Raw genomic sequence first — 15,744 nt, 5'->3', positions numbered from 1 at the left:
TAGCGGCCGCCGCCGACGCCGATTTGCGATACGTCAATTTTACCTGCGCCGTTGGGCCGCACGTTCGGCCCGGTCCGCCGCCTGCGCCTCCTCGACATCCAGCGTAATCGACACTTTCAGGAACGGCGCACCCCGCCAGCGGACGTCCACGACGACGGGCCGCGCACGGCCGACCGCGGCATCGGGCGGCTCAAAGCGTCGGGGACTGGTGGAGATAACGGCCGTCGAAATCCGCGAGTTCGAAGAACTTCTGCTCGTCGAGTACGGTGACGCGGCCGCGCTGAAATTCCACGATCCCCTCCTGGCGCAACTGCTTGATCACCCGGTTGGCGTGGACCGCCGTGATCCCCAGGGCCTCGCCGATCTGCTCCTGCGTCAGCGGCATCTCGAAAGTGTTGCCGTCCACGCGACCGATCACCCTGAGGCGCTCGCGCAGCTCGATCATGACATGGGCGAGGCGTGCAGGCGCCGGACGCTGGCCGACATTGACGATCCATTCGCGAAACATCGCGGCGTCGATCAGCGTGTCCCGCCAAAACATCTCGGCGACGACCGGCCTGCGTTGGTGCAATCTTCGCAGCGTATCGTGGCTGATGAAGCCCAGCGTGCATGGCGTCAGCGTCGAGAGCTCATGGTCCATCACGTGCAGGAACAGGCTCATCAGGTCCGGGATCTCGCCCGGAATGTGCAGGGAGAGAATCTGTCGCTTGCCGCTCGCGATCGTCTTGGAGCGCGCGCAAAATCCCTCGACAATCAGGCAGCATTCGGTGGCCCGCTCGCCATCCCTCACCACGGGCGTCTCCGCCGGATACTGTCTCACCGCGATCGGAAGCGCTTCGATTTCTCTGACATCCTCCTCCGAAATGCCGGAAGAGACGCGCAAGCGCCTGACAAGCGCAGCACGGATCGTGTCGCTGGGCACGCGAAGTCGCTCCGTTTGCATGAATTGGACCCATGGCGCGCCGGGCGCCGCCGTCATGAAACCCGCGATCCGCGCCCCCGTTCCAACAAAAGTTAAGGACGCCGCTCGCGTCCGCATGGTTGGCTCCGCGCCGGAAAGGCCAAACCATGACCAAGAAACGCAACCGTACAAAACCGGCCCTGTCTCTCCAGGAGCGCTTGGACAAGTTCACGCAAGAGGCCCGCGCCGCCGCCAGGAAGCTGCCGGCCGGCGCCGAGCGCCACACGCTGTTGCAGAAGGCGCGCGACGGCGAGGCGGCCGCGGAGATGGAGCGCCTGCTGTCCCCGCCCGGTCCGCAAGCCCCGAAGTGATCTGCGACGCGCTACGCCGCTAGCGCTTCGCCATCAACTCGAGCGCCGGGGCAAAGCGCTCGGAAAACGTCAACGTCTTGGCGTGGTGAACTGCGGCAAACGATGCCGAGATTCCTGCTGAGGCGACCGCGAGCAAGGCAATTGCGAAAACCAGACGGCGCATTTTGGCCTCCTGTGTGAGCTCGACTACCCCACACAGATGGGACGGCTCTGTTTCAGGACGGTTTCGTGCGAACAGAAAATGGCTTCGCTCAAGAGGCTGTGATGAGGTCCTGTCGCGGGGCCGCAGCCGCCATACACTAATAGGTAGTTGCTGCTGTCTTGCAGCGGGTGCGAGCCGTGTCGGGAATTTTACGCACGCGCTCACGATCCTGAAATCGCAAGACTGCCGCAACAGGCAACATTTGCAGGAGTGCAAAGTCTTCGAGGATCACTCACATGAACGTCGTCATTCAGAAGCTCAATGGCCTATGGCACCTCATCATCGGATCGAGCCGGATCCGAACGCCCTTCCTGGAAACCCAGGAGCGCGCGCTGGTCGTGACTTACGCCCGGCGCATCTACCCCGGCGCCAAGATCTTCCAGCGCGACTGATCTGAGCCGCCGCGCCTAATCGTCGTCCGCCGGCCCGCACCAGCCCGGCAGATAGATCGCATCCTTGCTCTTGGCCGCGGACAGCGCCTTTTCCAGCGCCTTGTCGAAATTGGCATCCACCGCCTTGCGCGACAATTTTCGGCGCAGATAGTCGGCCCACAGGAATTCGGAGAACGGCGTGGTGTCCTTGGCAAATCCCCCCAGGCGGCGGAGCTCGCCGGCGAGGCTGCGGAAGGGATCGTCCCTGAGATCGGCGACCGATTTCGGCAGGTCGCGGAACGGCCGCCGTTCGCCCTTGGAGTCGTAGGGATAGACCCAGCGCTTGTTGTCCATCACGCCCCAGAAGGCCTCGCGCTCGACCATCCTGAGGTCGCCGACGACAGTCACCAGCACTTCCTTGACGCCCTCGTCGTGCAATGCGCGGCCGAGATGATGATGGTCGATCACGTAGTAACGCTTGTCCGGCCCGTACACGACGGGGATCATGTGCTTGCCGAGCAGATCGGCCTGCTTCTTGCTGTCGTGCTCGCGCCAGCGTTTGCGCTTCTCCTTGACCTCGCGCATGCCGACCGTCATCTGCGTCGGCCGAAGCGACAGGATCGGCACCGGATGCACCCTCGGCTCGCGCGCGTTCGTGGTCATGGTCGAAGAGCCCCTCACATTGTTGGTTGCAACCGGTGGTCCAGGTTCCATGATTATGCCATGGGCCTTGCGGCGACAAAATGCGTTCGGCGCGGAAAGGGAGATCACAAGCCGATGTTCGCGGGACCGGGCACGGCAGGTGCCATGGCTGTTTTGCAGCGCAACCCCGCGCATCCTGACACCGGCATGACGACCGCTGTCGCGGGCCTTCGCGAAGAGGTCGTGCAAAAGCGCAATGCACGTACGCGTTGAGAAGATTTTCTGCAACGCGTTCACCACGTATGCTATCAAAAACCGCTGCTTCGGAGTGATCCTCGCACCATGAAATCCCAGCGGCCCATAAGCTCTGATGAGGAGCACCGGGTGCTCCAGTTCAGGCCGCGCACCTCCCCCTCCCCGACGGTCCACCGGGGCAACGGCACCGTGCAACCGATGCGCGGCGCGCCCAAGCCGCTCGACCTGTCGCGCTACGAGCAGCCCCGCACCGAGCCGGACGATTTCCGCCACCGCATGCTCGCCAACATCGCCGCGCTCGCCTTCACCATCGCGCTGACCGCGATCGGGATCTGGCTCGCCGTGAGCATCGCCGACCTGCGCCGGACCCAGGATTGCGTGCTGATGGGCCGCCGCGACTGCGCCAAGATCACGACGCCGCACATCTAGCCCGGCCCGCCGCCGATCCCCCGCCGCAAAGGGGCTCCGGCAGGCATCCCCAGCTCCGTCCCTTGCTGTCCCCTTGGCCTGCCCGGCTCCATTGAACTCAGGGCGGCGCTCCGATATACGGGCTCTCGACCCGGCCAGAGGGGGGTTGAGGGCGTCATCAGGGGCGCGATGCCCACCCGCCATGCCACTCTGGAACATCTGACAAATATCTGCAATATATCAAAGGCTTAGTGATGTCCTCCACATTCGATCAGGTCGCTACGATCATCGCTGAAACCTGCGACATTCCGCGCGACACGATCACGCCGGATAGCCACGCCATCGATGACCTCGGTATCGACAGCCTCGATTTCCTCGATATCGCGTTTGCGATCGACAAGCAGTTCGGCATCAAGCTGCCGCTGGAAAAGTGGACCCAGGAGGTCAACGACGGCAAAGCGACCACCGAACAATATTTCGTGCTGAAGAACCTGTGCGCGCGCATCGACGAGCTGGTTGCAGCCAAGGGCGCGAGCGCCTAATCGGGCGGCCATGCAACTCGAATACTTTCACATGATCGATCGCATCGTCGACCTCAGGGTCGACGAGAAGACGATCGTCGTCGAGGCCCAGGTCCCGAAGGAAAGCACCGTCTTCGAGGGACACTTCCCGGGCTATCCCTTGATGCCCGGCGTGCTCCTGATCGAATCGATGGCGCAGGCCTCGGGCTGGCTTCAGCTCGGCGTGTTCAAGTTCGAGCGCATGCCGATCCTGGCCGCCGTGAAGGAGGCCAAGGTGCGCGGCTCGGTGTTCCCCGGCGACCTCATGAGCATCGAGGCGAGCCTCTCCTATGAGGGCTCCGGCTATGCCATGACCGAAGCCAAGATCAAGGTCGGCGGCAAGCTGCGCGCGAACGCGGCGCTCACCTTCACGCTGATCCCCTTCCCCAACGCGGACATGCGCGGATACATGGCGAAAGTCGCCGAGCGCGTCGGCTTTCCGCAGCAGGCCGTATCGCCATGACTGACACCGCTTCGAAGCCCGGCCAGACGGAAGTCTGGATCACCGGCATTGGCCTTGCCACCTCGCTCGGCGAGGGCCTGGACGCCAACTGGGCCGCGCTCCAGGAGAAGCGCATCAATGTCGACGAGAAGGGCTTTGCGCCCTACATCGTGCATCCGCTGATGCCGGTCTCCTTCGACAGCCAGATCCCGAAGAAGGGCGACCAGCGCCAGATGGAAGCCTGGCAGCGCATCGGCACCTATGCCGCGGGCCTCGCGCTCGACTCTGCGGGGATCAAGGGCAACAAGGATATCCTGTCGAAGATCGACATGGTCGTGGCCGCCGGCGGCGGCGAGCGCGATCTCAACGTCGACACCGGCGTGCTCACGGCCGAGGCCAAGGGGGCGAATGCGCCCGGCTTCCTCAACGAACGCCTGATGAGCGATCTCAGGCCGACGCTGTTTCTGGCCCAGCTCTCCAATCTCCTCGCCGGCAACATCGCCATCGTGCACGGGCTCGGCGGCACCTCGCGCACCTTCATGGGCGAAGAGGTCGCGGGCGCCGATGCGGCCCGCATCGCGCTCGCGCGCATCGCCTCGGGCGAGAGCGACATCGCCCTGATCGGCGGCTCGCACAATGGCGAGCGCAAGGACCTCATGGTCCTCTACGAATTCGGCGACTTCAATCTGAAGGACAAGTTCGCGCCCGTCTGGGCGCGCAAGGACCACGCCGGCTTCGCGCTCGGCTCGGCCGGCGCGTTCCTGGTGCTGGAATCGAAGGCGCATGCGGAAGCGCGCGGCGCAAAGCCGTTCGCAAAACTGTCGAGCGTGGTGGCCGATCTGGCCCGGCGCAAGCAGCCCGGCGACATGGCGGCGACGCTGGAGAAGCTTTGGGCCAAGCTGCCGAAGCGCGAGGGCAAGGGCGCGATCATCACTGGCGCGACCGGCGCAGAGCCCGCGACATCCGAGGAGCGCGGCTTCCTGAAGGGCCACGCCGACTTCCCGGTTCGCTCGACCGGCACGATGTTCGGACACACCATGGAGACGCAATTCCCGCTCGGAATCGCGCTCGCCGCGCTGTCGATCTCGCGCGGCGCACTGTTCCCGCCGAACGATTCCACAGGGACCGAGATTGAAATGCAGGGGGCACCCACCCAGATTGTGGTCGTGGGGGCCGGACACTGGCGCGGCGAAGGCATGGCGCTGGTCGAGGCCGTAAGCTAGCTCTAGCGGGGGATCGACATGACTGCACCACGCGACAAATTCGGGCGTCCCGTCGTCGTCGTCACCGGCATGGGCATCATGACCTCGCTCGGCGCCGGCAAGGCGGACAATTGGGCGAAGCTCGTCGCCGGCGAATCCGGCATCCGCACCATCACGCGCTTTCCGGTCGACGGCCTGAAGACGACGATGGCCGGCACGGTCGATTTCGTCAGCGTCGATCCGTTCTCCTCCACCGGCCTGTCCGAGCGGATGGCCGAGATGGTCACGCAGGAAGCGCTCGAGCAGGCCGGCATCGGCGCCAACGCCGATTTCCCGGGCCCCCTCTTCCTCGCGGTCGCGCCCGTCGAAGTCGAATGGCCGCAGCGCCGCGAGCTCGGCCGCGCCGTCGGCAAGCTCGACTTCACCTATGACGACCTGCTGCGCATCTCCGGCGGCGGCAAGTACAGCGCCTATCATCACCGCTTCATGTTCGGCTCGGTCGCAGCCCATCTCGCCGAGACTTTTGGCACCAAGGGCTCGCCGATCTCGCTGTCCACGGCCTGCGCCTCGGGCGCGACCTCGATCCAGCTCGGCGTGGAAGCGATCCGCCGCGGCGAGACCGATGCCGCGCTGTGCGTCGCGACCGACGGCACGGTGAATCCGGAAGCGCTGGTGCGCTTCTCGCTGCTTTCGGCACTGTCGACCCAAAACGATCCGCCGCAGGCGGCTTCCCGCCCCTTCTCCAAGAACCGCGACGGCTTCGTCATGGCCGAAGGCGCCGGCGCGCTGGTGCTGGAAAGCTATGAAGCGGCGACTGCGCGCGGTGCAAAAATCCTCGGCGTGATCGCCGGCTGCGGCGAGCTCACGGATTCCTTCCACCGCACTCGCTCCTCGCCCGACGGCAAGCCGATCATCGGCTGCATGAACAAGACGCTGGCCGATGCCGGCATGACCCCGGACCAGATCGACCACATCAACGCGCACGGCACCGCGACGCCCGAAAACGACAAGATGGAGTACAACACGACATCGGCCGTGTTCGGCGATCTCGTCTCGAAGATTCCGGTCACCTCCAACAAGTCGATGGTCGGCCACACCATCTCGGCCGCAGGCGCCGTGGAGGCGATCTTCTCGCTGCTGACCCTCGAGCACCAGCGCATCCCGCCGACGATCAATTACGAGACCCCGGATCCCACGATCCTGTTCGACGTCGTCGGCAACAAGGCGCGCGATGCGCGCGTGACCGCGGTCATGTCGAACTCGTTCGGCTTCGGCGGCCAGAACGCCTCGCTGATCCTGACCCGCGAACCGGCCTGACCGGACGTATGGCGCTGCTTCCTGCGAGCACGAAGGCCCGCGCGCGGGAGGCTGCCAAATCGATCGGCGGCACCCTGATCGGCGCCGCCACGGTCGGCATGCTGCGCACCACGCGCTATTTCGATCCGGTCAAGACCTCGGACTTCTTGTCACGCGTCGTGAAGCTGATCGGCCCGCGCCTGCGCGAGCACCGCATCGGCCGCGCCAATCTCACCGCTGCGTTTCCGGAGAAATCGCCGGAGGAGATCGAACAGATCCTGATGGGCGTCTGGGACAATCTCGGCCGCGTCGGCGCCGAATTCGCCCATATGGACCACGTCTGGGATTACGACCGCGACCATCCGGAAGTGAGCCGGATCGAATTGCCCAAGCGCAGCATCGAGCTGTTCGACCAAATCCGAGACGACGGCAAGCCGGCGCTGATCTTCGCCGCGCACCTTGCGAACTGGGAATTGCCCGCGCTCGCCGCCGTCGCGCATGGCCTCGATGCCGCGATCCTGTACCGCCGGCCGAACATCGCCTCCGCCGACCGCATCATCCAGGAGATGCGCCAGGTCAACATGGGCACGCTGATCCCTGCGGGGCGCGATGCGCCGCTGCGCCTCGCGCAGGCGCTGAAGGACGGCAAGCACGTCGCCATGCTGATCGACCAGTATCTGACCGGCGGCGTAGAGGTCACCTTCTTCGGCCGCAAGACCCGCGCCAATCCGATGCTGGCGCGCCTCCTGCGCCAGGTCGAATGCCCGATCCACGGCGTCCGCGTCATCCGCAAGCCCGGCGGCCGCTTCGCCGCGGAGCTGACGGAGGAAGTCCCGCCGGTCCGCGATGCCGACGGCAAGATCGACATCCAGGGCACGACGCAGGCGATCACCAACGTGGTGGAAGGCTGGGTGCGCGAGCATCCCGAACAGTGGTTGTGGCTGCACCGCAGGTGGCGCTAGCTACGCCGTCATTGCGAGGAGCGAAGCGGCGAAGCAATCCAGAGCGTCTCCGCGAATCGATTCTGGATTGCTTCGCTTCGCTCGCAATGACGGGTGCCGCACGTCAGCGCCCCGTCTTCACCTTGGTCCAGAGCCGGTTGATGATGCGCTGGGTCGCCGGCTCACGCGCCGTGATGACGAACAGTTTTGCGAGCGTCGCTTCGTCCGGATAGATGTTCTTGTCGCCCAGGATTTTCGGATCGACCAGCTTCTGGCTGGCGAGGTTGCCGTTGGCATAGGACAGGAAGTCCGAGTTCTTGGCGGCGACGTCCGGGCGGTAGAGATAGTTGATCAGCTCATAGGCTTCGCTGACGTTCTTGGCATCCGCGGGGATCGCGAGATTGTCGAAGAACATCTGCGCGCCCTCCTTCGGGATCGTGTAGCCGATCTCGACGCCGCTCTTGGCTTCCGCAGCGCGGGCGCGGGCCTGCATGATGTCGCCGGACCAGCCGACCACGAAACAGATCTCGCCGGTGGCAAGCGCGCTCAGATATTCGGACGAGTGGAACTTGCGCACGGACGCGCGAACCTTGGCGACGGCATCGGCGGCCTTCTCGAGGTCCGCCTGCTTGGTCGAGTTCGGATCGAGCCCGAGATAGCTCAGCGCCGCCGGAAAGATGTCGTCGGCGGAGTCGAGCATGTGCACGCCGCAGTCTTTGAACTTGGCGAGGTTCTCCGGCTTGAAGACGATGTCCCAGCTGTCGATCTTCGCGTCGGGTCCGAGGATCTGCTTCACCTTGGCGACGTTGTAGCCTATGCCCGTGGTGCCCCACATGTAGTTGGCGGCGTAGACGTTGCCGGGGTCGTAGATGCCGAGGCGCTGCGTCACGACAGGCCAGGCATGGCTAAGGTTCGGCAGCCTCGACTTGTCGAGCTTCTGGAAGATGTTGGCCTTGATCTGGCGCTGGAGGAAATAGGCAGTCGGTACCACGACGTCGTAGCCGGACTTGCCGGCCATCAGGCGCGTCTCCAGCGTCTCGTTGGCGTCGAACGTGTCGTAGACCACCTTGATGCCGGTCTCCTTGGTGAAGGCCTCAAGGACATCGGGCGCCATGTAGTTGGACCAGTTGTAGAAGTTGACGACCCGCTCCTCGGCGCCTGCGGGGGCGGAGAGCAACGTCAGCGCTGCGGCGATCGCGAGGCCAAAGCCAAGACCAAAGCGAAGTCCGGAGCGGCCGACGTTCGTCATCTCTGTCTACCTCTTGCGTCCACGCACGGCGTCCGACAGCCGCTCCAAGGCGGTGTCAAGCGTCTGGTCCTTCTTGGCAAAGCAGAAGCGCACCACCGAGGTCACGGGGTCCTGCTCGTAGAACGCCGAGACCGGGATCGCCGCGACCTTGTAGTCCTTCACGATCCGCCAGCAGAACTCGGTATCGCTCTCGTTGAGCCCGAGCGGCGACAGGTCCACGGTGAGGAAGTAGGTGCCTTGCGACTTCAGCACGGGGAAGCCGAGGCTTTCGAGCCCCTTGGTCAGCCGGTCCCTGCTCCGCGTCAGGTCCTTGCGCATCGACAGGAAATAGTCGTCGGACTTGCCGAGGCCGTAGGCGACGGCGGCCTGCAGGTTCGGCGCGGTGGTGAAGGTCAGGAACTGGTGCACCTTGGCGGCGACGCGCAAGAGCGGCGGCGCGGCGCAGACGAAGCCGATCTTCCAGCCCGTCAGCGAGAAGATCTTGCCGGCCGAGCCGACCTTGATGGTGCGCTCGCGCATACCCGGAATCGTGATCAGCGGGATGTGCTTGTGCTCGTCGAAGGTGACGTGCTCCCAGACCTCGTCGCAGATCGCGATGACGTCGAACTCCTGGCAGTAGCGCGCCAAGAGCTCGAGGTCCTCGCGCGGATAGACCACCGCGGAGGGATTTAAGGGATTGTTGAACAGCACCGCCTTGGTCTTTGAATTGAAGACGCTTTTCAGCATGTCCTCATTCAGCCGCCAGTGCGGCGGCTCGAGCCGGACGAGGCGCGGAATACCGCCGGCCTGGCGGATGATCGGCAGGTAGGAATCATAGACCGGCTGGAAGCAGACCACCTCGTCGCCGGGCTGCACCACCGCGAGGATGGCCGAGGTCAGCGCCTCGGTGCCGCCGGAGGTGACCATCACCTCGCTCATCGGATCGAGCTTGAGGCCGTGCCAGTGGCCGTAATGGGTCGCGATCGCCTGGCGCAGCTCCGGCAGGCCCATCATCGACGGGTACTGGTTGTAGCCGTTCAGCGAGGCGTCGGCCGCGGCGCGGCGGATATCCTCGGGGCCGGGATCGTCAGGAAAGCCCTGGCCGAGATTGATGGCGGCGTTGTCGCGCGCGGCCTGCGACATCGCCTCAAAGATAGTGACGGGAAGGTCGGCGAAGACCTTGTTCAGGGACGAGCTCTTGGACATCGGCCGGATCAGCCACCGACCTTGCTGGGAAGACCTGCCGCCTTCCAGCCCAGCATGCCGCCGGCCAGATGCTTGTCGTAAGGCAGGCCCGCCGCCTGCGCCGCGAGCGAGGCCGTCACGGAGCGTTTTCCGGAGCGGCAGGCGAACACGACCTCCTTGCCTTGGGGATCGGGGATCGCCTTGGGGTCGAAGGTCGAGAGCGGAACCACGACGCCGTAGGGATAGGCCTCGGCGTCGACCTCGTTCGGCTCGCGGACGTCGACGAGCAGATAGCGCCCTTCCGCGACACCCTTGGAGACCTCGTCCGGGGTCAGATCCTGTACTTGATTTGCCACATCATCCTCCAACGTCGCGAGCCGCATGCCGGGGCGATCCCGGCGGGCGGCAACCTCGCCTCTCGGGAGACGAAAATCAAGCGCTCCAAAGGCTTGAGCCGCGCGGCGCAAGTTAAAGCTAAATCGCAGCGACTTGAAGTCCGGCGTTGAGGATGCCCTCACCACGCATTCGGTGTCATTCCCCGCGAAGGCGGGGAATCCAATACGCCGCGGCCTCGCCGTATCCCCTTGCCGTCTCTGGAATACTGGATCGCCCGGTCAAAGGCCGGGCGATGACAGCGGTGGAGACGGACGTGCGCCAACTCGGACGCTAGATCGTCACCTGCGTTCCGACCTCGACCACGCGGCCGCTAGGGATCTGGAAATAGTCGGTGGCGTCGTTGGCGGAGCGGCTGAGCGAGATGAACAGCCGGTCCTGCCAACGCGGCATGCCGGAATGGGCGGCGGGCTTCAGCGCCCTGCGCGACAGGAAGAACGAGGTCGACATGATGTCGAACTGCCAGCCGAGCTTGCGGGCGATCGCCAGCGCCTTCGGCACGTTGGGCGATTCCATGAACCCGAACTTCAGCGTCACCTTGGAGAAGGTCGGGCTGATCTGCTCCAGCCTGACGCGCTCGGCCGGGTCGATCCGCGGGGTCTGCGCGGTCTCGATGGTAAGAATGACATTCTTCTCGTGCAGCACTTTGTAGTGCTTCAGACTATGCATCAGCGCGGTCGGGGCACTGAGCGGGTCCGAGGTCAGGAACACGGCGGTTCCGGGCACGCGTTGCGGCGGCCGCTTCTCCAGCATGGCCACGAGGTCGGCGAGCGGGAACTCGAGCTTGCGCGATTTCTCGAACAGCAGCCGGCTGCCGCGCCGCCACGTGTACATCAGGATGATCATGAGCGCACCGAGCGCGAGCGGTACCCAGCCGCCCTCGAACACCTTGAGCAGGTTGGCGGCCAGGAAGGTCAGGTCGAGGAACAGGAAGGGCGCGATGAGCGCGGCTGCCGCGAGCGGCGACCACCGCCAGACCTTCCAGATCACGACGAAGCCCATCATCGCCGTGACCACCATGGTGCCGGTGACGGAGATACCGTAGGCGGACGCCAGCGCGCTCGAGGAGCGGAACAGCAGCACCAGGAGCACCACCGCGACCAGCAGGAGCTGGTTGATGCGCGGGATGAAGATCTGGCCGGAATGGGCTTCAGACGTATGGCGAATTTCAAAGCGCGGCAGCAGCCCGAGCTGGATCGCCTGGCGTGTCAGCGAATAGGCGCCGGTGATGACGGCCTGGCTTGCGATGACGGTGGCGGCGGTGGCGAGCACGACCATGGCGCCACGGATCCAGCCTTGCGGAAACAACTGGAAGAACGGGCTCTCGATCGCCCCGGGATCACCGAGCACGAGCGCCCCCTGCCCCAGATAGTTCAGCGCCAGCGATGGCAGCACGATGAACAGCCAGGCGGTCTGGATCGGCCGTTTGCCGAAATGGCCGAGGTCGGCATAGAGCGCCTCGGCACCGGTGACCGCCAGGAACACCGCGCCCAGCGTCACGAAGCCGATGATGCCGTGGTGGAGCATGAAGGACACGGCATAGAGCGGGTTCAGCGCGAACAGCACCTGCGGCTGCGCGATGATCGGATGGATCGCCGCCACTGCAATGACCGCGAACCAGACGCACATGATCGGGCCAAAAAAGGCGGCGACGCGGGCGGTGCCGCGCGACTGCACGGCGAACAGGCCGACCAGGATGATTACGGTCAGCGGCACGATGTAGGGCTCGAACCGCAGCGTGACGTCCTTCATGCCTTCGATCGCCGACAGCACCGAAAGCGCGGGGGTGATGACGGCGTCGCCGTAGAACAGGGCGCCGGAGATGATGCCGAGCAGGACGATGGTCGCCCCGCCGGTGCCGACCGCGCGCTGGGCCAGCGCCATCAGCGCGAGCGTGCCGCCCTCGCCGTTGTTGTCGGCGCGGAGCAGGATCACGACGTATTTGAGCGTCACCACGACGATGAGCGCCCACAGGATCAGGGAGAGCACGCCGAGCACGGCCGCCGGCGTAGCGAGCCCGTCGGTGCCCGAGGAGGCCGCCGTCACGGCCTCGCGGAACGCGTAGAGCGGACTGGTGCCGATGTCGCCATAGACCACGCCGATGCTGCCGAGCGTCAGCGCGCCGAAACGGGCCGTGGTGTGGGCCTCGCCATGGCCATTGGCCGCCGCCGTTTCCGGGGCGGGAACTGCTACGTCGCTTGTCATGGGAGAGCCCGGTGGCCTCTAAAAATGCTTCACTGCACAACGGCGGAAGAGCGCGGGCTTATAGTCCTGCGCTGTCGGCATAGCCTAGCCCGTTTTTGGGCCCTCGCCATGCAAATTTTGCATGGATCCGCCAATTGCGTTCAGATGGTGACTTGGGTGCCGACTTCAACCACCCGTCCCGTGGGAATCTGGAAATAGTCGGTAGCGTCGTTGGCGGACCGGCTTAGCGCGATGAACAAGTGGTCCTGCCAGAGCGGCATCCCCGACTGCGCCGAGGCCTTCAGCGACCGCCGCGACACGAAGAACGACGTCGACATGATGTCGAACTGCCAGCCCTGCTTGCGCGCGATCGCGAGAGCCTTGGGGACGTTCGGCTGCTCCATGAAGCCGAAGCGCAGGCGGACCTTGGAGAACTTGTCGCTGATCTTCTCCATCCGGAACCGCTCCGACAGATCGACCCGCGGCGTATGCGCGGTCTCGATGGTCAGGACCACGTTGTGCTCGTGCAGCACCTTGTTGTGCTTGAGGTTGTGCAGCAGCGCGGTCGGCACGAAGGATGGATCGCTGGTCAGGAACACCGCCGTGCCCTTGACGATATGCGGCGGCCGCTTCTCCAGGCTCCGGATCAGATCGTCCAGCGGCACCTCGATCCGGCGCGTCTTCTGGATCAGGATTCCCGAGCCCCGCCGCCAGGTCCAGATCGTCCCCGCCATGGCTGCGCCGAACAGCAGCGGCACCCAGGCGCCTTCGAGCAGCTTGAGCAGATTGGCGCTGAAGAAGCTCATGTCCACGACGACGAAGGGCAGGATCACGGCAGCCGCCGTAGCCGCGCGCCAGTTCCACAATTTCCAGATCACGACGAAGCCCATGATGCCGTCGGCGACCATGGTGGTGGAGACCGCGATGCCATAGGCCGAAGCCAGATTGCTGGGGGTGTGGAACAACAGCACCAGCAGCATCACGCCGATCAGCAGCAGCCGGTTGACGCGCGGCAGATAGATCTGGCCGGCATGGCTTTCGGAGGTGTAGCGCACCTCGAAGCGCGGCAGCAGGCCGAGCTGCACGGCTTGATAGACCAGCGAATAGGCGCCGGTGATCACCGCCTGGCTCGCGATCACGGTCGCCGCCGTCGCAAGACCAACCAGCGGCAGCACCAGATGCTCGGGCACCATGCGGTAGAAGGAATGCTCGATCGCGCTGGGATCGGACAGCACCAGCGCGCCCTGGCCGAAATAGTTGATCAAGAGCGAGGGCAGCACGAAGAACATCCAGGCCGCCTGGATCGGCTTGCGGCCGAAATGACCGAGATCGGCGTAGAGCGCCTCGCCGCCGGTCACCGCCAGGAACACGGCGCCCAGCGTCACCAGGCCGATCGTGCCGTGCGACAGCAGGAATTGCAGCGCGTAATAGGGATTGATCGCGGCAAGTACCGACGGATCGTCGGCGATGTGGACGGCGCCCATCACGGCAATACACGTGAACCAGACCACCATCACCGGCCCGAAGGCCGAGGCCACCAGCGCGGTCCCCTTGCTTTGGACCGCGAACAGCAGCACCAGGATGAGGACGGTGAGCGGCACGACGTAGTGCTCCAGGGCGGGCGTCGCGAGCTTCAAGCCCTCGACCGCCGACAGCACCGAGATCGCCGGCGTGATCATGGAATCGCCGATGAACATGGAGGCGCCGACCACGCCCAGCGCGAGCAGGAACCAGCTTCGCCGCCCGAGCGCACGCTGGCCGAGCGCCATCAGCGAGAGCGTACCGCCCTCCCCGTTGTTGTCGGCGCGCAAGAGCAGCAGGACGTATTTGGCGGTGACGACGATCAGCAGCGCCCACAGGATCAGCGAGAGCACGCCGAGCACCATGACCCGCGTGACCGGCTCGCCATGGGCCGCGCCCCGCACCGCCTCGTGGAATGCGTAGAGCGGCGAGGTGCCGATGTCGCCGAAAACGACACCGATGCTCCCGAGCGTGAGCGCCCAAAAGCCCGATGTGACCGGCCCTTCCTGGGTCTCGGTCGATGTGATGCTCGCCGTCATGTGGATGGAAAACGCTTCGTCCCTGAATTTGATCCGGCGCCTTTTGACGCTTCCGGCGCGCCTGTCAATCGGCACCCCACCTTAGCAGGCGCCGGGCCGAATGCTGTGACGGCGCAGCCACGCTCGTCGCCTGCGCGACGAGATGCCTCAGGTAAGATGGTAGCGCAAGGGGCTTATCGTTTGGACATGATCCCCGCGCAAACGCGTGTCGCGTTTGTCGCGAAGGAGAACCGGTGCCCACTTCTCCGGATCATGCCTACGGCTTCAAATTCGGCGGCAGTGGCGGATCCTCGCGCATCAGGGTGATGGTCACGCGCCGGTTGGCGGCCAGCGAGGGATCGTCCGGAAACAGCGGCTGGGTGTCCGCCTTGCCGGAGACGGCGAAGATGTGCGAGGCCGGCAGGCCCTCGCGCTCGAGGATCTGCCGCACGGCATTGGCGCGGTCGGCGGATAGATCGAAGGCACCGTAGTCGCTACGGGTCGGCACGAAGCCGGCCGCGGTGTGGCCGGCGATGGAGACGCGGAGCGGCGTGGCCTTGAGCGGAATCGCCAGCTTCTCGACCAGGCGGCGGGTGCGGTCATAGGGCACCTTGGAACCGTCGGCGAACATCGAGCGGCCGTCCTGGTCGACGATTTCGAGATTGAGACCCTGCTTGGTCTCCTCGAACATGATGTGCTTGGACATCTCGGTCAGTTCCGGCATGTCCTGCAGGGCCTGCCGCAGCGAGGCCGCGGCGAGCGCGAAATTGCGGTCGACCTTGATCTTCGCCCCCGACGTGCGGTCGCGGTCCTCCTGGTCCGGGGTCGGCGTGTTGGAGGCATCCTCGGGCTGGATATGGTCGACGTTCTTGAGCCGCGGGCGCGTCGGCAGGCCGTCGGACTCGACGATGCCGGCGTAGCGCGCTTCGCTCTGCACGCCGAAGGCGTCGCGCATCGAACCGGCGACGATCTTGAGCTTGTTGGCGTCCTGCGTCGAGAATGCGACGAGCATCACGAAGAAGCTCATCATCAGGCCCATCAAATCGGCGAAGGTCACGAACCAGCCGTGACCGCCCCCGTGAGCATCGCCGCGCTTCTTCTTGGCCATGGCTGTCTGTCCCGGC

17 protein-coding genes are annotated in these 15,744 nt (G+C 65.1%); 8 read left to right on the top strand and 9 right to left on the bottom strand.

What is annotated here, in order from left to right:
* Positions 1–190: 190 nt before the first annotated feature.
* Positions 191–922, bottom strand: coding sequence for a Crp/Fnr family transcriptional regulator (locus ACE10W_RS16195; protein WP_038966262.1), 732 nt, complete (start codon positions 920–922; stop codon positions 191–193).
* A 146-nt stretch (positions 923–1,068) separates the two neighbouring features.
* On the opposite strand from ACE10W_RS16195, the gene ACE10W_RS16190 reads away from it, so the two are divergent.
* Entirely contained in the window at positions 1,069–1,272 is a 204-nt protein-coding gene (locus ACE10W_RS16190; RefSeq protein ID WP_011086594.1) for a hypothetical protein, read from the top strand.
* A 19-nt stretch (positions 1,273–1,291) separates the two neighbouring features.
* On the opposite strand, the gene ACE10W_RS16185 is transcribed toward ACE10W_RS16190, so the two are convergent.
* Positions 1,292–1,435, bottom strand: a complete 144-nt coding sequence (locus tag ACE10W_RS16185) for a hypothetical protein (protein ID WP_165448150.1) — start codon at positions 1,433–1,435, stop codon at positions 1,292–1,294.
* 275 nt (positions 1,436–1,710) lie between these two features.
* On the opposite strand from ACE10W_RS16185, the gene ACE10W_RS16180 reads away from it, so the two are divergent.
* On the top strand, positions 1,711–1,866 hold the full coding sequence (locus ACE10W_RS16180) for a hypothetical protein (protein WP_165448149.1): 156 nt from the start codon (positions 1,711–1,713) through the stop codon (positions 1,864–1,866).
* Between the two features lie 15 nt (positions 1,867–1,881).
* Here ACE10W_RS16180 and ACE10W_RS16175 read toward each other — a convergent pair whose 3' ends face one another.
* Positions 1,882–2,508, bottom strand: a complete 627-nt coding sequence (locus ACE10W_RS16175) for a ParB-like protein (protein ID WP_028170879.1) — start codon at positions 2,506–2,508, stop codon at positions 1,882–1,884.
* Positions 2,509–2,829: 321 nt separating this feature from the next.
* Here ACE10W_RS16175 and ACE10W_RS16170 point away from each other — a divergent pair, with 321 nt between their 5' ends.
* The 6 genes from ACE10W_RS16170 to ACE10W_RS16145 all read left to right on the top strand — a co-directional run bounded on the left by ACE10W_RS16170 (position 2,830) and on the right by ACE10W_RS16145 (position 7,612).
* Entirely contained in the window at positions 2,830–3,171 is a 342-nt protein-coding gene (locus tag ACE10W_RS16170) for a hypothetical protein (protein WP_028170878.1), read from the top strand.
* Between the two features lie 233 nt (positions 3,172–3,404).
* Positions 3,405–3,692 carry an acyl carrier protein gene (locus tag ACE10W_RS16165; RefSeq protein ID WP_007592476.1) on the top strand — a complete coding sequence of 96 codons (288 nt, stop codon included), beginning with the start codon at positions 3,405–3,407 and terminating at the stop codon, positions 3,690–3,692.
* Positions 3,693–3,702: 10 nt separating this feature from the next.
* Positions 3,703–4,173, top strand: a complete 471-nt coding sequence (locus ACE10W_RS16160; RefSeq protein ID WP_161535332.1) for a 3-hydroxyacyl-ACP dehydratase FabZ family protein — start codon at positions 3,703–3,705, stop codon at positions 4,171–4,173.
* Positions 4,170–5,375 carry a beta-ketoacyl-ACP synthase gene (locus ACE10W_RS16155; protein WP_304552555.1) on the top strand — a complete coding sequence of 402 codons (1,206 nt, stop codon included), beginning with the start codon at positions 4,170–4,172 and terminating at the stop codon, positions 5,373–5,375. The genes ACE10W_RS16160 and ACE10W_RS16155 overlap by 4 nt, the downstream gene beginning before the upstream one ends.
* An 18-nt stretch (positions 5,376–5,393) precedes the next feature.
* A complete protein-coding gene (locus ACE10W_RS16150) occupies positions 5,394–6,671 on the top strand; it encodes a beta-ketoacyl-ACP synthase (RefSeq protein WP_011086589.1) in 1,278 nt (425 codons plus the stop codon).
* A gap of 8 nt (positions 6,672–6,679) precedes the next feature.
* Positions 6,680–7,612: a lipid A biosynthesis lauroyl acyltransferase gene (locus tag ACE10W_RS16145; RefSeq protein WP_370204389.1), complete on the top strand. Its 933-nt coding sequence runs from the start codon at positions 6,680–6,682 to the stop codon at positions 7,610–7,612.
* A gap of 103 nt (positions 7,613–7,715) precedes the next feature.
* On the opposite strand, the gene ACE10W_RS16140 is transcribed toward ACE10W_RS16145, so the two are convergent.
* From ACE10W_RS16140 to ACE10W_RS16115, 6 genes are all read right to left on the bottom strand, one after another.
* Positions 7,716–8,840, bottom strand: coding sequence for a polyamine ABC transporter substrate-binding protein (locus ACE10W_RS16140; protein ID WP_370204388.1), 1,125 nt, complete (start codon positions 8,838–8,840; stop codon positions 7,716–7,718).
* 6 nt (positions 8,841–8,846) lie between these two features.
* Positions 8,847–10,025, bottom strand: a complete 1,179-nt coding sequence (locus ACE10W_RS16135; RefSeq protein ID WP_011086586.1) for an aminotransferase — start codon at positions 10,023–10,025, stop codon at positions 8,847–8,849.
* Between the two features lie 8 nt (positions 10,026–10,033).
* Entirely contained in the window at positions 10,034–10,360 is a 327-nt protein-coding gene (locus tag ACE10W_RS16130; protein ID WP_028170872.1) for a rhodanese-like domain-containing protein, read from the bottom strand.
* Positions 10,361–10,670: 310 nt separating this feature from the next.
* Entirely contained in the window at positions 10,671–12,602 is a 1,932-nt protein-coding gene (locus tag ACE10W_RS16125; protein WP_161535336.1) for a potassium transporter Kup, read from the bottom strand.
* Between the two features lie 140 nt (positions 12,603–12,742).
* Positions 12,743–14,641: a potassium transporter Kup gene (locus tag ACE10W_RS16120; protein ID WP_063921615.1), complete on the bottom strand. Its 1,899-nt coding sequence runs from the start codon at positions 14,639–14,641 to the stop codon at positions 12,743–12,745.
* Between the two features lie 256 nt (positions 14,642–14,897).
* Positions 14,898–15,728, bottom strand: coding sequence for a flagellar motor protein MotB (locus ACE10W_RS16115; RefSeq protein ID WP_011086582.1), 831 nt, complete (start codon positions 15,726–15,728; stop codon positions 14,898–14,900).
* Positions 15,729–15,744 lie beyond the last annotated feature (16 nt).

It is taken from the genome of Bradyrhizobium sp. B025, from assembly GCF_042257955.1.
Lineage (GTDB): Bacteria > Pseudomonadota > Alphaproteobacteria > Rhizobiales > Xanthobacteraceae > Bradyrhizobium > Bradyrhizobium diazoefficiens.
The sequence above is the reverse complement of the archived record's forward strand: the minus strand, read 5'-3'. Positions and strand labels throughout refer to the sequence as shown.

Excerpts from the sequence above, each read along its gene's own strand:
- ACE10W_RS16140 (WP_370204388.1), bottom strand. The coding sequence starts at position 8,840 with ATGACGAACGTCGGCCGCTCCGGACTTCGCTTTGGTCTTGGCTTTGGC.
- ACE10W_RS16150 (WP_011086589.1), top strand. The coding sequence starts at position 5,394 with ATGACTGCACCACGCGACAAATTCGGGCGTCCCGTCGTCGTCGTCACC.
- ACE10W_RS16170 (WP_028170878.1), top strand. The coding sequence starts at position 2,830 with ATGAAATCCCAGCGGCCCATAAGCTCTGATGAGGAGCACCGGGTGCTC.
- ACE10W_RS16160 (WP_161535332.1), top strand. The coding sequence starts at position 3,703 with ATGCAACTCGAATACTTTCACATGATCGATCGCATCGTCGACCTCAGG.
- ACE10W_RS16145 (WP_370204389.1), top strand. The coding sequence starts at position 6,680 with ATGGCGCTGCTTCCTGCGAGCACGAAGGCCCGCGCGCGGGAGGCTGCC.
- ACE10W_RS16175 (WP_028170879.1), bottom strand. The coding sequence starts at position 2,508 with ATGACCACGAACGCGCGCGAGCCGAGGGTGCATCCGGTGCCGATCCTG.
- ACE10W_RS16135 (WP_011086586.1), bottom strand. The coding sequence starts at position 10,025 with ATGTCCAAGAGCTCGTCCCTGAACAAGGTCTTCGCCGACCTTCCCGTC.
- ACE10W_RS16190 (WP_011086594.1), top strand. The coding sequence starts at position 1,069 with ATGACCAAGAAACGCAACCGTACAAAACCGGCCCTGTCTCTCCAGGAG.
- ACE10W_RS16120 (WP_063921615.1), bottom strand. The coding sequence starts at position 14,641 with ATGACGGCGAGCATCACATCGACCGAGACCCAGGAAGGGCCGGTCACA.
- ACE10W_RS16180 (WP_165448149.1), top strand. The coding sequence starts at position 1,711 with ATGAACGTCGTCATTCAGAAGCTCAATGGCCTATGGCACCTCATCATC.
- ACE10W_RS16165 (WP_007592476.1), top strand. The coding sequence starts at position 3,405 with ATGTCCTCCACATTCGATCAGGTCGCTACGATCATCGCTGAAACCTGC.
- ACE10W_RS16185 (WP_165448150.1), bottom strand. The coding sequence starts at position 1,435 with ATGCGCCGTCTGGTTTTCGCAATTGCCTTGCTCGCGGTCGCCTCAGCA.
- ACE10W_RS16115 (WP_011086582.1), bottom strand. The coding sequence starts at position 15,728 with ATGGCCAAGAAGAAGCGCGGCGATGCTCACGGGGGCGGTCACGGCTGG.
- ACE10W_RS16125 (WP_161535336.1), bottom strand. The coding sequence starts at position 12,602 with ATGACAAGCGACGTAGCAGTTCCCGCCCCGGAAACGGCGGCGGCCAAT.
- ACE10W_RS16155 (WP_304552555.1), top strand. The coding sequence starts at position 4,170 with ATGACTGACACCGCTTCGAAGCCCGGCCAGACGGAAGTCTGGATCACC.